Here is a 13,081-nt window from a genome sequence, read left to right as displayed (position 1 = left end):
TGTTGGCTTGGGTTCTCCCATCATTCAACAATAATAATATTAAAATCCTTTCTCTAATATCTGCATTCTCTTCCTCTTTTAAAGCTATTTGCAGTTTTTCTTTTTGCTTTTTTGGAGATAGTTTTTGGCAGGCATTGCTTCTTTATCTTACAGGCAAATAAATTGATTATACGTTATTTAACTGCACAACAGCTTATTAGAATTATCCCTAAAATCGCTTTCTTTGTCTGGGAAAGAATCCTCTACCCTTGGCAAGTTATCATTTTTGAGAACAGGTGAGTTCAAAAGCCGCCGCCTGTTCAAAATTTCAATTTCTTTTTCCAGCTTCTCCTGTCCTTGTCTAAAAAACTCTTGCGAACTTGAAGGAATTAAGCCGCGATTGAATTGTTGTGCTTGTGCAGGAGATATCGAGTTGAACTCTGGGTTAGCAGCCGCAGGAGTCTGTCCGCCAAATAAGGAAACGGACGTAATTAACAAAGCACAAGTCCCGGTAATATGGGCAAATAGCGGTTTCAAAATAGTTTTCATTTGATATGAAAAGAATTAAGTAATCTATAGCAGTCCTAAACAAATGAAATATTTTTTTGTTTCTAGCACAAGCGTCATGCCTGCGACAGATAAGGACCGCTATATATAAATCTTTGCTCTTACCCCAGCAAAGAACATCATTCTTTTGGGTCAACCAATCAGGCGATGCCAATGGGAGCATCCCTATAAGAGCAAATATAAAGCCTGTGGGCTTATATTTGCCGCGACTTTTGATCATTGCATGATTGCCTTTTTTCAATCTCCCTGCGGATACTCATCCCATAAACTTGTTGTCTGACGCAGACTCAAATGCTCGCCATGTCCCAAAATCAAATGATCCAGCAGGGGAATACTTAAATATTGCGCTCCTACCAACAGCTGGCGTGTCAGATTAATATCTTCTTCACTTGGTTCAACGCTTCCAGATGGATGATTGTGCGCTATGATTAGCCGCGTTGCACCCTGGCGAAGCACCTCCCGGAAAATCTCGCGTGGAGGAGCTAAAGTTTCAGTCGCGGTGCCAATAGTAATGACTTGGGTGCCAATCAAGCGATTTTTGACATCCAACAGCACCACTGCAAATCGCTCTTGCACCTGCCACATCAAATCGTGACTTAGCGCTGCCGCTGCTGCTGCTGGAGAATCAATAGTAGTGCGATCGCCTGGACGAGATTGAAACGCCCGTTTTCCCAACTCAACCGCCGCCAGAATTGTCGCTGCCTTTGCAATACCCACACCAGGAATCTTCATCAACTCCTGAACGCTAATATCCCGCAGCATTTCTAAAGGGTCGCGCTGGTATTGACTTAATTCCTGTAATATGTATTGTCCAAGCCCAACAGCTGACAGTTTACCATGTCCCTGACCCGTGCCTAACAGAATTGCAATTAGTTCAGCTGTAGCGAGATTTTTGGCTCCCTGAGCCATTAATCGTTCGCGGGGTCGCTCACTCAGGGGTATATCTGCAATTCTGAGGCAATAAGTCATAAATGCACTGGGAAAGACTATATTTAGTTTTCCCAAATAGCACCAAATTTAAGAATCCCAATTCTTAAATTTTTAACTTTGAATTCCCGGTTGGTGAATATCAGCAGCCTTGAGCATATGATACGCTACGAGTAACTGCGTCAGAGCCAAGGGGTAACTCTGAAGCGTTTCCCCAGTTGTCCCAATAAGCTTACCAATATCGGGGTTTCCTTCCCGGCTACAGAAAGGCATTAAAGTTGGTACTGTGCTGCATAGAACTCGCTCTACCTGCACAACCTGTTCGCTAGTAGCATGACCGTCAACTTCAAGCACATCAACTGGCTTGCTCATATCCCGGTCTAGTTCCAGACGGATTGGCGATTGAGAATTGTCACTCCCTGGACTCAAAATATTGGTCATGTCTGGATGTGGGATAGTCGGTCTAAGTACCAAACGCACATTCAGATGGGAATTTACTTCTTTTGCATCATCCTGAGGCGGGTAGAAAGTTACTATCATATCTGCCCACTGACGCTGAGGACGGATAAACTCCTCTGAGTCGGATTCCCGTTTTTGCAGTTGTTCGAGAACCTGTTCTCTTGTGTAGCCGCGCTTCATGGTATCGCGCTTGATTTTCCACTCGTATCGCAGTTCTTCCGGCGGTGCGAGATACACTTTCACATCGTAGCAATCACGCGCTACGCGAGTGGAATAACCGAGCAATCCTTCAACAATCACATATTTACTTGGTTTGATATACTCTGGCGGGTCGAAGGCTCCTGTGTGGTGATTGTAAATTGGTTTAAGTATGGGTTGTCCGTTTTGTAGCAGGGACAGGTGCTGTTCCATGATATCCACGTAGTTGCAGTCTGGGTGCAACGCCGAGATTCCTAACTCAGCACGTTGTTTCCTGTCGTAGCGGTGATAATCATCAGTACAGATGACTGTGACATCCTCTTCACCCAAGACTTGAGCAATTCCCTTCGTCAGCGTTGTTTTACCAGCGGCGCTGTCGCCGACTATGCCAAGAATAATTGGACGATGGGTCATAATTCCTCCAGGTCAAGAGCAAATCCAGAATGGTTTAATTTTAGGGAGGAATGGGGCGCAACTCAATATTGTTAAATGTTGTGTTGATTTTGGGTAAATTTCTGTATCTAGGTATCCAATTCACCAAGTAGTGCAGTGCCATCTGCGGCGACGCATCTGGGAAAAATTCAATGCTTCGATGGGCGCGATCGCATCCGACAATTAAATCATCGGCAAATTATTGGCATTTTCCCCCAAATCCCCATATCACTCATCCATAAATATTGCTAAAAAATATTTATCACGTTGGACAAATATCCTAAAGCTTCAACCTTATATATCAGCCGAATTTTAAGCTTTTATAGCGGTAAAAAGTTGGGGATTGTTTGAATAAACTGAGTCGCATTCAGTAATTACAACAGCAGATTGAGGCGTGGCAAGCGATGCTGGTCAAAGTTGGGTGGGAGTGAATGAGCGATCGCATTCCTTCCTTTTCTCAAATGCAATCGCAACTTTCAGGTTCTCCATCGCCTTCTTTCACACCAAATCCATCTTGGCAAAGTGGTCTTGCAGCAGCTTGTGCATGAAGCGATAGCGACCTCCAACGCGCTGCAATAGGAGCCTCTCAGTGCAGTAATTGAGCAGCAGGTCATAGCGCAAGGGGGCGTAGCGATTCCAGGCAAGGACAAGGCGGAGGACGAAATGCTGAAGTAAAGCATTTCCGCCACCCTCAAAGGATGCAAACCCAATGATGTAAATGATGTAACCAAGAAAAACTTGAGGTGAAAACCCTCTGTCTATAAAAATACGGATGCTTACTTGAAAACGGAGGCAGAGTATACCAGTGACTAGCAATACCCACAATACAAACAAGAATATATTTCTCCATGAGTCTTTAATACCTTGATTTGCCACTACTTGAGTTTGAATCTCTGCCCTCATATTTGCAATAAGCCAGCGAACACAAGAATTGATCGCTACGCCAGATAGCAATACTATTAGTGAATAGCTCCACTCTATTTTTGTTGTAAGCCAAGCAGCCCCGACCAGAATCGATGAGGATAAACTCAGCACTACCCCTATAGATGAAATTTGTTCTTTTGACCTTCCCAGTATATTGAACTGAAGTTTTTCAGTAGGAACAATATTGTCCATTGTTATCAAATATTTTAGAAAAGGAAATGTGGCTACTAAAGGAAGTAACGATGCAGGAAAACGCCTAGCCCACAAACTAGCCACCGCAAATACTGATGTAAAAAACAGCATAAACAATAACCTATAACTATTTCTCTGCTGTTTCTCTGGCAACCAAGACAATTGCATTCTCTCAATCAAAAACTCTGTCTGCGACTCGTGTTCCAATGCCTTCGCCACAAACACCAATGCTCGTTGAACCGCCTTGCGCGTTGGCAGTCGCTTTGTCCCATAAGTTTTGCTCAAGATGCCCTGTTGCTTGTCGTTGGGATCGATAATCAACTCGCGGGTGATCGCGGCTTCCCAATAGGTATCGAGCAAATATTCAACTTGGCGCTCAGAGGCGGTGCGCGATCGCCAATCTGAGAGCGAAAACTTTCCCTGCTTCTGCACCCAGCCAAACATGGATAAAAACAGTGGCGTTGTCAGCAGCTCCTGCAACGCCTCATCCTGCTGCACCGTCTGCCACACATCCTGCAACTCAAACTGAGCAAAATAGTCCTCAATTTGCTCGACGGTTAATGCCTGCAAATAAATCGCCCCATACAGGTTCAACGGCTGACGCACCACTTGCTCAAACTCTTCCCGCCGACAGCAAATCAGAACACCACAAGGGCGCTGCATAAGTTCTCCTATCAACCACTCATTGAGGGCCACGGCACAAGCTGGTTGATGCTGAGGTGCAACCTCATCCAGCCCATCAAGCAACGGCAGCAGTTGATTGTTCTCTAGCCATAGCTGCGCCACATCCTGACGAATTCCATATTTCCCTTTCAACTCGCCTACTAGCCACTCAAAAATTGATTGCTTCGGATTTTTCCAAGACGACAAACTGATTAACACTGGGATTGGCTCTGCTTTGTCTGCTGTCGCTCGTTGCAGCAAATCTTCTGCTAACTCCAGCATCATTGTTGTCTTACCCGCTCCTGGTTCGCCGAGGATTAGCAATTGACGGGCAAGTTCTGGGCGATCAAATACCTCTACAAGTCGAGTTCCGGCATCCAAAGGCACCGCTGACTGCGATGGTTGCGCTACCGCTGCCGACCAAGGACGCTGCACGCGATAGTTCTGCCGCTCCATTCCCAGAGCCAGCCACACCGCATTGTGCAACGACTGCTCTAGCCGTCCCTGCACTTCCGTTGTGACAGCTTGCAGCAGTTTCACCTGGGATGCTTCCCGTTTAGCTTTTGGGGTATTTGACTTTGGCGGTGCCCCTCCCGACGACTCTGGTCAGTTGGGATTAGTGCCGTGGTAGTGGTAATTCGTAATCGTGCCTTGCTGCACCGATGCATTCGGCTGGATCTCTTTATTGTTAAACTGTTGTCCCGTCCCACTAAACACATTCAACACATTCTCAGCATCCCAGTCCTCAAACTGAATCACCTGATGGATTTCCTGCACCAGGGTTTGAACTTCCCTCTCAAAGGCTCGATCCGATTTCCACAAACCATTCAAGTAATTCTTTAGTTTCTGCATATCTTCCGGCGAGTCTTTCGCTGCCCCAGCTAACACCTTTTCTGCCTGAGGCTTACCTTTAATTGCTTTCTGCCAAACAGTTTCGCCCAGTTTTTGGATCCGCTTCGTAATACCCTCAGTCGTCTTTTTGCCTAGTTCGCCCGCGCCACCTTCCACAAATTTATCAAAGGCAACTTTTGCGATCGCATTTGCTGCTGCCAAAGTAATCAGTTCCATCATTGCAACTCTGCCGTCAACTCACTATCTCAGTTTTACTCTGACAACTGCGTAATGTCTGCAAGGTCTTCACGGAAATCAGGACTCCTTTGTTGCCCAAAGCTTGTCAAATTCTGTTGTAGAGGCTTGTGGATGCGATCGCTCCAAAACGGCACAAGAGGCGACCCCCGATCAATCGTTTGCATCGCCAAACCCCTGTCAAAATCCACCAACTCACGCAGTTTGCCTCTCCCTTTACAGGAGAGATGGAGTCAAAATTTTAGAGTCTTACGAAAATAGCCTTTAAAAGCGACTTCAGGAAACTGTTACAGCGATCGCTGCTTCAACATTTGTCTCAACGACATTAATTTGCGAACGTACAAAAATCAATGGGCGGTACTGGATTTGAACCAGTGGCCACCTGCTTGTAAGGCAGGCGCTCTACCGCTGAGCTAACCGCCCAATTTCACACAATAGAATCAATAATAGCAGATGTTTTCTGAAAAGTGTATAGTTTGCAAAAAGAAGAAATTTACACCTGATGCCTTCTGGTGCAACGCACGATCGCATAACTCTATGGTGCTTGCCGATGGTGGCGGGCGCGACGATGGGGTTGACTCGCAGTAGCAATCTGACCTTAATCGTTTCGGGGGGATTTTTATTCAGTGGGCTGATGTTTGGCCCAGACTTGGATCTCAACTCGCGTCCTTATAAGCGTTGGGGCTGGTTGCGGTGGATTTGGATACCTTACCAAAAAAGTCTGCGCCATCGCTCTGTTTTTTCGCATGGGCTAATTATTGGGACGACGTTGCGATCGCTATACCTATTATTTTGGCTGTTTCTCCTAGCGTTGCTGATTTCGGCTATTGTGCAGTTAGTCTGGGGCGGGGGGTGGAATTGGCAAGTGGTGGCGGATGTGGTTTTGCAATCGTCTCAATACCCTTCTGAATGGATGGCACTTTTTGCAGGTTTGGAATTGGGTGCGATGAGTCACTCATTCAGCGATTGGGGTGGTTCTGCTTATAAGCGGTTGCAAAAAGGTGGTGTGGGTGCTTTGATGCCTAAGCGAGTTAAGCGTAAGCGAAGAGGTAAGAAAGGAACCGCAAAGACGCAAAGGACAAGGAAGGTAAGATAGAGAAGAGTTAATAGCCATTAGCCATTAGCCGATATTTATGTCTAATTCTTCTGAATCTGCATTGTCTGCACTGCAACAGCTGATTGAGGTAGTTGCAAAGTTGCGATCGCCTCAGGGTGGTTGTCCCTGGGATTTAGCGCAAACTCCCGAAACGCTGACTCCTTATGTGATTGAGGAAGCTTATGAGGTGGTGGATGCAATTCGTAGTGGTGAGCAGGATGCGATCGCAGAAGAACTGGGAGATTTACTTTTACAGGTGGTGCTGCAAGCTCAAATTGCTAGTGAATGCGGTCAATTTAGCTTAACTGAGGTGGCTGCTGGTATCACCGAAAAGTTGATTCGCCGTCATCCCCATGTGTTTGGAGATGTTGAAGTCAAAAGTGTGGAGGAAGTTCACGAGAATTGGCAGCAAATCAAGGCCGCTGAAAAAGGCGAAACCGCTGAAGAAACCCAATTACTGACTCGCAAACTGGATCGCTATTCTCGCACACTCCCGCCGCTGATGGCTGCGATGAAGATATCCCAAAAAGCGGCGGCGGCAGGGTTTGAATGGGAGAATGTGGAAGGAGTTTGGGCGAAGTTCAAAGAAGAGTTGGCAGAATTTGACGAAGCATTGCAACAGGAAGACGAAGCTCATCAGCAGGCGGAACTGGGAGATTTACTTTTTACTGTAATTAATCTCGCCCGTTGGTATAAATTAGACCCGTCAGAAGCTTTACAGGGAACAAATAAGCGATTTATCGGGCGGCTTAAAAAAATGGACGCGATCGCAGACCGTCCCCTTTCAGATTACACTTTGGATGAGTTAGAAAATCTTTGGCAACAAGCAAAAGCTTACCTAGCTAAGCAAAACCAAGAGAGTTTTGAATGTTGATATATTAATTTAAAACTTATAACTTTTAAGCTGCTACTTGTGAGTTCTCAACGAGGATGCGATACAATTCATCTTCCAGCCAGCACTCATCTTCTTCTGTCAACACTAGCCTTGCTTGTCGCCAGATACCAGCTAACTCCGAGTCTGTGTACTGCGAGATCAGTTCATTTGATAGCTGTTCCAAAGCTATGGCATCAGTAGCGATCGCTACTGATGCCATTCTCCAAACTAACCATTCTTTCTCTGATACGGCACTCATTGTCTTTTACCACTTCCTGATTGTATCTCCTAACTTAAGGGTGATTCGATTCTCAGGTCTTCAGTAAAAATGCTGAATGTGTGTATCTTCATATACTCTTTAAATTAAAGCCATACTTGGATAAATTTGCGATGAAATTTTTTGTAAAAAAGTGGCTTTTCTGGTTCTATTCGCTACCAAAACAAAGGGGCAATGAGTGCTCATTGCCCCTTTCCCAGCCTTAAAGGTGTGGAAGTGTGAAAAGTTGAAAGATTTAGAACAGTGACGGAAATACAAAACCTAAAGCGATCGCTTCCTCTAACCAATCTGTGCGTTGATATGCTTTAATCAGTCCCATCTGCGCCTGCAAATAGTCTTTCGAGCTAGTATTGGCACAATCGCAAAAAGCTTCTAAGGATTACACCGCCTCTGGATAGCGTTTTTGTTTCAGCGCTGTTTGTCCGGTGTTGAGTAGTTCGCTTTGATTTGCTGCTTTCGCTTCTGGGAATGCAGGGGACATTACTTTCAGCGCTTGCTGCGCCCACGATGAAACTTGGTGGCGTTTTCGGCCCTTAACGGGTTTCGCGTTGTCGTAACCAACCAAGTTATGCACCATCGGGGAGGTCGCCATACTTTGACTATCGACAATCGCTTCCGAGGGACTGCTGGGACGACCATTGTCCGCTCTGACCCAAAGAAAGTAAACGGTCATCCATCGCTTTTCCGAAACATTCTATAGAACGTCTCTACTTGCCACAACCTATAAAGGAATTGCTCTTATCTCGTACCAATCAACTCCAATCTTCTGTATCTTGTCGCTTAGCGCGACTTTTATAAGCAAGACCACGAGAGTGAATTTGACGGGTTTTTTCATAGAGTTCTTCTTGGGTTAAGTTCCATGCTTGAAGAACTTTATCCAGGTCTTGTTGGATATCTCTTGCGCCAGGAAAGCCGTAATAGCGAATGCGTAGCCTTGCAAGTTCTGCCAGGTTATAATCATTAATTTCCCCGTTTAAGAGGTTGTTAAGAAGTGCGCGATCGCGACTGTACAGAGGATGCTGTTGGTCTTTTTCGTTACTCATAGGGAAGAAGGTAATTTTTTTCCATTAGCTATTCTTAAATCTCAACTTCATCTCCTACCTGTAAAATTTTACCCGCTTCCCATTCTGGTACCTGCGTATTTACGCTCAACCGAAAAAAGTGATTGAAGGGAGATAAATTTACTCCATCAGGCAAAGTTTCTTGGCGCTGACTCACGAAAATTTTTTGAAAGCTAGGATAAACTTCTCCCGTAAAGGTGTCTCGTGTTGGCACCACACAACGCTGACAGGGATTCACCCCCATCATCTGCACATCTTTGACTTGAAACTGCACTTTTATACCAACTTCTGCAAACAGTCGATCCTCCCAAAATTGGGGAACGCCGCCAATTTCGAGATTAGCTCGGATGCGGCGGCGCATCTCCTCTACGGGGGAAATCGCACCTTTTTCTAGTTCGGGAAACCAGGAAGCAACTGTTTCCAGGGTTGCAGTGCTAATTACCGTTGGGCCAGAAGCATCAGTATCATCTGGAAAGCCTAAAAGAGAGTTTTGCAGCAATTTTACCTTGAAGCCGAAATACTCGCTCAACCAAGCTTCTAGTTCACCACGTTCTCGTTCGAGGTGAAAAACTCCTCCCAGCTTGGTTCCCTGGACTTCTAAGCAGACGCGATTAATCGTGTCGCTACTAGCGTCAATATCAAATGATGTTCGTAGTAAATGAACTTTTGGGTTCCGCTTGCCATTGACAAACTTACCATGTTCGTCAACAATGGCAAACTCTCGGTCATGCTGTAATGCACCACTTTTGAGAACGGTTGCCTTAGTAACAGCAACACCGTCCAGAGATTTAATGGGATAAATCAGAATCCGGGTGAGGTAAGGCACGGGAGAATTAAGAGTTGTAGAGACGCGATGTATCGCGTCTTGAGTTATAAGTTAGAAATTCCTAACTTTGGACATGATACAGGACTTTAACGAAAGCAAGCCACATACAAAAGAAGGTAGAGAACCCATCGTTTCTCTACCTTCTTTTTAGTTTTTAGCCAGTGTGAAAGCTATGAATCTTGAATTAATAACTCAAGAGCTTTTATTCTGCGGCTTGGGGTAACAGCTCTCGCTTTTCTCCTTGCAGCACTTTCACTTCCTTGGTGGTTTCATCGACATCGACAATCGCCGTGTCGCCATCCGAAATCCGACCGCTCAAGATTTCTTCGGCTAAGCTGTCCTCCAAGAGGCGCATGATAGCTCGGCGTAGTGGACGCGCACCGTAGCTAGGATTATACCCCTCCTCCACAAGGCGATCCTTGAAGCGTTCGGTAACTTCCAAGGTGATTCCCTGCTCCGCAAGTCGTCCCACCACCTCTTTGAGCATGATGTCGGAGATTTCCTTCACCTCGTCCTTCGTCAATTGGCGGAAGACGATGATCTCGTCGAGACGGTTCAGGAACTCTGGACGGAAGTATTGCTTCAGTTCCTCGTTCACCAGTGACCGAATCCGGGTGTATTGTGCCTCTGCTTCGTTTTCTTGAGTATCGAAGAAGCCTAAGCCTGTGCCACCTTTTTCTATCACCTTAGAACCGATGTTGGAGGTAAGAATCAGCAAGGTGTTCTTGAAGTCCACTGTGCGTCCCTTGGCATCAGTCAGGCGACCGTCTTCCAAGATTTGCAGCAGCATATTGAAGACATCTGGGTGTGCTTTCTCGATTTCGTCGAATAGCACCACGGTATATGGACGACGGCGCACTGCTTCGGTGAGCTGTCCGCCTTCGTTGTAACCGACATACCCAGGAGGCGAACCAATCAGTTTAGAAACTGTGTGTCGCTCCATGTATTCCGACATATCCAGGCGAATCATCGCTTCTTCTGACCCGAAGAAGTATGCTGCCAAAGATTTCGCTAATTCTGTCTTACCTACTCCGGTGGGGCCAGAGAAGACAAAGCTGGCAATCGGTCGGTTGGGATTCTTCAGTCCTACCCGTGCGCGACGAATGGCGCGAGATACCGCTTTGACAGCCTCTTCTTGACCGATGAGGCGGTTGTGTAGGGTATCTTCCATGTGTAGCAGTTTCTCAGATTCAGATTCTGTGAGTTTGTTCACAGGTACTCCTGTCCAAGAAGCTACAATTTGGGCGATGTCTTCTTCGGTGACAACGGGTGAGGCACTGTCATCGCGGGTGGTGGATTCGGTTTTCTTCGCGTTAGCGATCGCGCGGATTTCTGCTTTAATTTCCATTTCGCGATCGCGCAGTTCCCCGGCTCGGTCGAAGTCCTGACTCCGGACTGCGTCGTCTTTGTCTTTGAGAACTTGACGCAGTTCTTTGTCCAGTTCCTTCGCGGCTGGTGGAAGCTGCGAGTTAATCAGGCGCACTCGCGAACCCGCTTCATCAATTAGGTCAATTGCTTTGTCTGGCAAGTAACGGTCGGAGATGTAACGGTCTGAAAGCTTAGCAGCAGCTTCCACCGCCTCATCGGAGATTTTTAGCTTGTGGTGTTGCTCGTAACGTTCGCGCAAACCATACAAAATTTCAATTGTTTCGGTAACTGTCGGCTCTCCTACCATCACTGGTTGGAATCTCCGCTCTAAGGCTGCATCCCGCTCAATGTGCTTGCGGTATTCATCCAGCGTCGTTGCGCCGATGCACTGCAATTCACCTCTTGCCAAGGCGGGTTTCAGAATGTTTGCTGCGTCGATGGCACCTTCTGCTGCACCCGCACCAATCAAGGTATGTACCTCGTCAATCACGAGAATTACATTCCCCGCTGAGCGGATTTCATCCATGATTTTCTTTAAGCGTTCTTCAAATTCACCCCGGTATTTGGTGCCTGCTACCAGCAAACCAATATCCAGAGTGACGACGCGCTTATCTTCCAGAATATCTGGGATATCGTTGTTGGCGATTCTTGATGCCAAACCTTCTGCGATCGCAGTTTTCCCGACTCCTGGTTCCCCAATCAATACTGGGTTATTCTTCGTTCTGCGTCCCAGAATCTGAATTACCCGTTCAATTTCCTTTGCCCGACCAACTACTGGATCAAGCTTGCCCTCAGATGCCATTTGAGTTAGATTGGAGCCAAACTCATCTAAGGTTGGTGTTTTCGTGCGTCCGCCGGAAGTTGGTGCGCCGACTTCTGCCGTCTCTCCCAACATTCTAATTACTTGCGTCCGCACCTTCGAGAGGTCTACGCCTAAGTTTTCCAAAACTCTCGCCGCCACCCCTTCACCTTCCCGGATTAGACCCAGAAGCAGGTGTTCCGTTCCAATGTAGTTATGCCCTAGCTGACGAGCTTCTTCTAAAGATAACTCTAAAACGCGCTTGGCTCTGGGGGTGAACGGAATTTCTACCGCCACAAAGCCGGAACCGCGACCGATGATTTTTTCCACCTCTATTCTGGCATCTTTGAGGTTTACCCCCATTGATTTCAGGACTTTGGCGGCTACACCAGTACCTTCTCCAATTAGACCCAGGAGGATCTGCTCCGTACCCACGAAGTTATGTCCCAGGCGACGTGCTTCTTCCTGGGCCAACATGATTACTTTAATGGCTTTTTCTGTGAAGCGTTCAAACATGGCGGCTTGTTATTTCCCTGCTGCGTGCCTGTAACGTGATTCTAACATAGGGTTTTTGTGAGGCTGTTACCTTGCAGATAATCAGCGATCCCACAATTTATTTGTTACGGTTTCCCTATCTAATTAGTTGGGATTAGGGAAGTCTACTATCTAAGGTTAGAAACTTTAAATTTTTTAACCTTTAGAGGTAGGTTAAAATACTGAAAATGTAAAGCCAGATGCAGCGAGGCGATGGGAGGCGGTCAAGTACCAATCGCTTAAAGTCTGTTTAAATTCTGGTTTCTGAAGACCGCCGCGCCATAAAATTAGCGCATCTTCACCAGTATCTTTGTAATAATGCCGCCGTCTGCCCACTTCCTCAAAGCCAAACTTCTCGTAAAGAGAACGTGCTGCTTGATTAGAAGTTCTCACTTCTAGCGTCGCCCATTCTAGCCCTCGTTCCCAAGCACTTTTGAGTAAAGCGTAAAGCATCGCCTGACCCAAACCCAAGCCCCGGTACTCCGGATGAACCGCCAGAATTGTGATATGCGCCTCCTCTAAAATTGCCCAGAGGCAACACAATCCTACTATAGTTTGAACGTTGTCAGGTGGGAAGGTGGGGTTGTTAGAAGCTGACAACTCACAACTAGACAATGGCGCGATCGCTGATGATTGACCGCTGACCATTATCAGCAAGTCACTATTGGGACTTTCTAGCTCTCGCTTGTAACCATCTAGAGTCCACAGTTCACCAAAACAAAGTTTATCTAGCTCCACTACCGCACTTAGCTGCTCTGCTGTTAGCGGCTTAAGTTCTAAAAAATTCACAGTTAACAATTGTACACTAAAAAACAAGAC

Annotated in this window: 14 protein-coding genes, 1 tRNA gene and 2 pseudogenes; 3 read left to right on the top strand and 14 right to left on the bottom strand. The window is 46.4% G+C overall.

The features are described 5' to 3' along the window. From H6F63_RS29960 to H6F63_RS10015, 4 genes and pseudogenes are all read right to left on the bottom strand, one after another. Window positions 1-135 (bottom strand): annotated as a pseudogene (locus H6F63_RS29960) (IS630 family transposase); the annotation flags it as partial. A gap of 42 nt (window positions 136-177) precedes the next feature. Next, the gene (locus H6F63_RS10025) at window positions 178-528 is read right to left on the bottom strand and encodes a hypothetical protein (protein ID WP_190636976.1); all 351 of its coding nucleotides are present in this window, start codon (window positions 526-528) and stop codon (window positions 178-180) included. A gap of 255 nt (window positions 529-783) precedes the next feature. Next, a complete protein-coding gene (radC, locus tag H6F63_RS10020; protein ID WP_190636974.1) occupies window positions 784-1,515 on the bottom strand; it encodes a DNA repair protein RadC in 732 nt (243 codons plus the stop codon). A 72-nt stretch (window positions 1,516-1,587) separates the two neighbouring features. Continuing rightward, window positions 1,588-2,544 (bottom strand): phosphoribulokinase, encoded by a 957-nt coding sequence (locus H6F63_RS10015; RefSeq protein WP_190636972.1) that lies wholly within the window; start codon window positions 2,542-2,544, stop codon window positions 1,588-1,590. Window positions 2,545-2,679: 135 nt separating this feature from the next. Here H6F63_RS10015 and H6F63_RS30455 point away from each other — a divergent pair, with 135 nt between their 5' ends. Beyond that, window positions 2,680-2,814 (top strand): hypothetical protein, encoded by a 135-nt coding sequence (locus H6F63_RS30455; RefSeq protein WP_277876379.1) that lies wholly within the window; start codon window positions 2,680-2,682, stop codon window positions 2,812-2,814. A 246-nt stretch (window positions 2,815-3,060) separates the two neighbouring features. Here the strand turns inward: H6F63_RS30455 and H6F63_RS10010 are convergent, their stop codons facing one another. The 4 genes from H6F63_RS10010 to H6F63_RS09995 all read right to left on the bottom strand — a co-directional run bounded on the left by H6F63_RS10010 (window position 3,061) and on the right by H6F63_RS09995 (window position 5,850). Next, window positions 3,061-4,881 (bottom strand): NACHT domain-containing protein, encoded by a 1,821-nt coding sequence (locus tag H6F63_RS10010; RefSeq protein WP_190636971.1) that lies wholly within the window; start codon window positions 4,879-4,881, stop codon window positions 3,061-3,063. Between the two features lie 66 nt (window positions 4,882-4,947). Beyond that, window positions 4,948-5,412, bottom strand: coding sequence for a hypothetical protein (locus tag H6F63_RS10005; RefSeq protein WP_190636969.1), 465 nt, complete (start codon window positions 5,410-5,412; stop codon window positions 4,948-4,950). A gap of 32 nt (window positions 5,413-5,444) precedes the next feature. Beyond that, window positions 5,445-5,594, bottom strand: a complete 150-nt coding sequence (locus H6F63_RS10000; RefSeq protein WP_190636968.1) for a hypothetical protein — start codon at window positions 5,592-5,594, stop codon at window positions 5,445-5,447. Window positions 5,595-5,778: 184 nt separating this feature from the next. Next, window positions 5,779-5,850 (bottom strand) — tRNA-Val (locus H6F63_RS09995). Between the two features lie 79 nt (window positions 5,851-5,929). Here H6F63_RS09995 and H6F63_RS09990 point away from each other — a divergent pair. Then, window positions 5,930-6,523, top strand: a complete 594-nt coding sequence (locus H6F63_RS09990; RefSeq protein WP_190636965.1) for a metal-binding protein — start codon at window positions 5,930-5,932, stop codon at window positions 6,521-6,523. Between the two features lie 37 nt (window positions 6,524-6,560). Next, complete coding sequence (gene mazG, locus H6F63_RS09985; protein WP_190636963.1) at window positions 6,561-7,397, top strand: nucleoside triphosphate pyrophosphohydrolase; 837 nt, start codon at window positions 6,561-6,563, stop codon at window positions 7,395-7,397. A gap of 25 nt (window positions 7,398-7,422) precedes the next feature. On the opposite strand, the gene H6F63_RS09980 is transcribed toward mazG, so the two are convergent. The 6 genes and pseudogenes from H6F63_RS09980 to rimI form a co-directional block, all read right to left on the bottom strand. Next, window positions 7,423-7,656, bottom strand: coding sequence for a hypothetical protein (locus tag H6F63_RS09980; RefSeq protein ID WP_190636961.1), 234 nt, complete (start codon window positions 7,654-7,656; stop codon window positions 7,423-7,425). A 535-nt stretch (window positions 7,657-8,191) separates the two neighbouring features. Continuing rightward, window positions 8,192-8,329 (bottom strand): annotated as a pseudogene (locus H6F63_RS29955) (IS5/IS1182 family transposase); the annotation flags it as partial. Between the two features lie 97 nt (window positions 8,330-8,426). After that, entirely contained in the window at window positions 8,427-8,717 is a 291-nt protein-coding gene (locus H6F63_RS09970; protein WP_190418688.1) for a DUF3288 family protein, read from the bottom strand. A 34-nt stretch (window positions 8,718-8,751) separates the two neighbouring features. Then, window positions 8,752-9,561, bottom strand: a complete 810-nt coding sequence (locus H6F63_RS09965) for an MOSC N-terminal beta barrel domain-containing protein (protein ID WP_190636957.1) — start codon at window positions 9,559-9,561, stop codon at window positions 8,752-8,754. A 202-nt stretch (window positions 9,562-9,763) separates the two neighbouring features. Next, window positions 9,764-12,244 (bottom strand): ATP-dependent Clp protease ATP-binding subunit, encoded by a 2,481-nt coding sequence (locus H6F63_RS09960; protein ID WP_190636955.1) that lies wholly within the window; start codon window positions 12,242-12,244, stop codon window positions 9,764-9,766. A 192-nt stretch (window positions 12,245-12,436) separates the two neighbouring features. Beyond that, on the bottom strand, window positions 12,437-13,051 hold the full coding sequence (gene rimI / locus H6F63_RS09955) for a ribosomal protein S18-alanine N-acetyltransferase (RefSeq protein WP_190636953.1): 615 nt from the start codon (window positions 13,049-13,051) through the stop codon (window positions 12,437-12,439). Window positions 13,052-13,081: the final 30 nt, after the last annotated feature.

Origin of the sequence: Trichocoleus sp. FACHB-40 (genome assembly GCF_014695915.1) — a bacterium.
GTDB classification, from domain to species: Bacteria; Cyanobacteriota; Cyanobacteriia; order Cyanobacteriales; family FACHB-T130; genus Funiculus; species Funiculus sociatus.
This window is presented reverse-complemented; position numbering and strand designations above follow the sequence as displayed.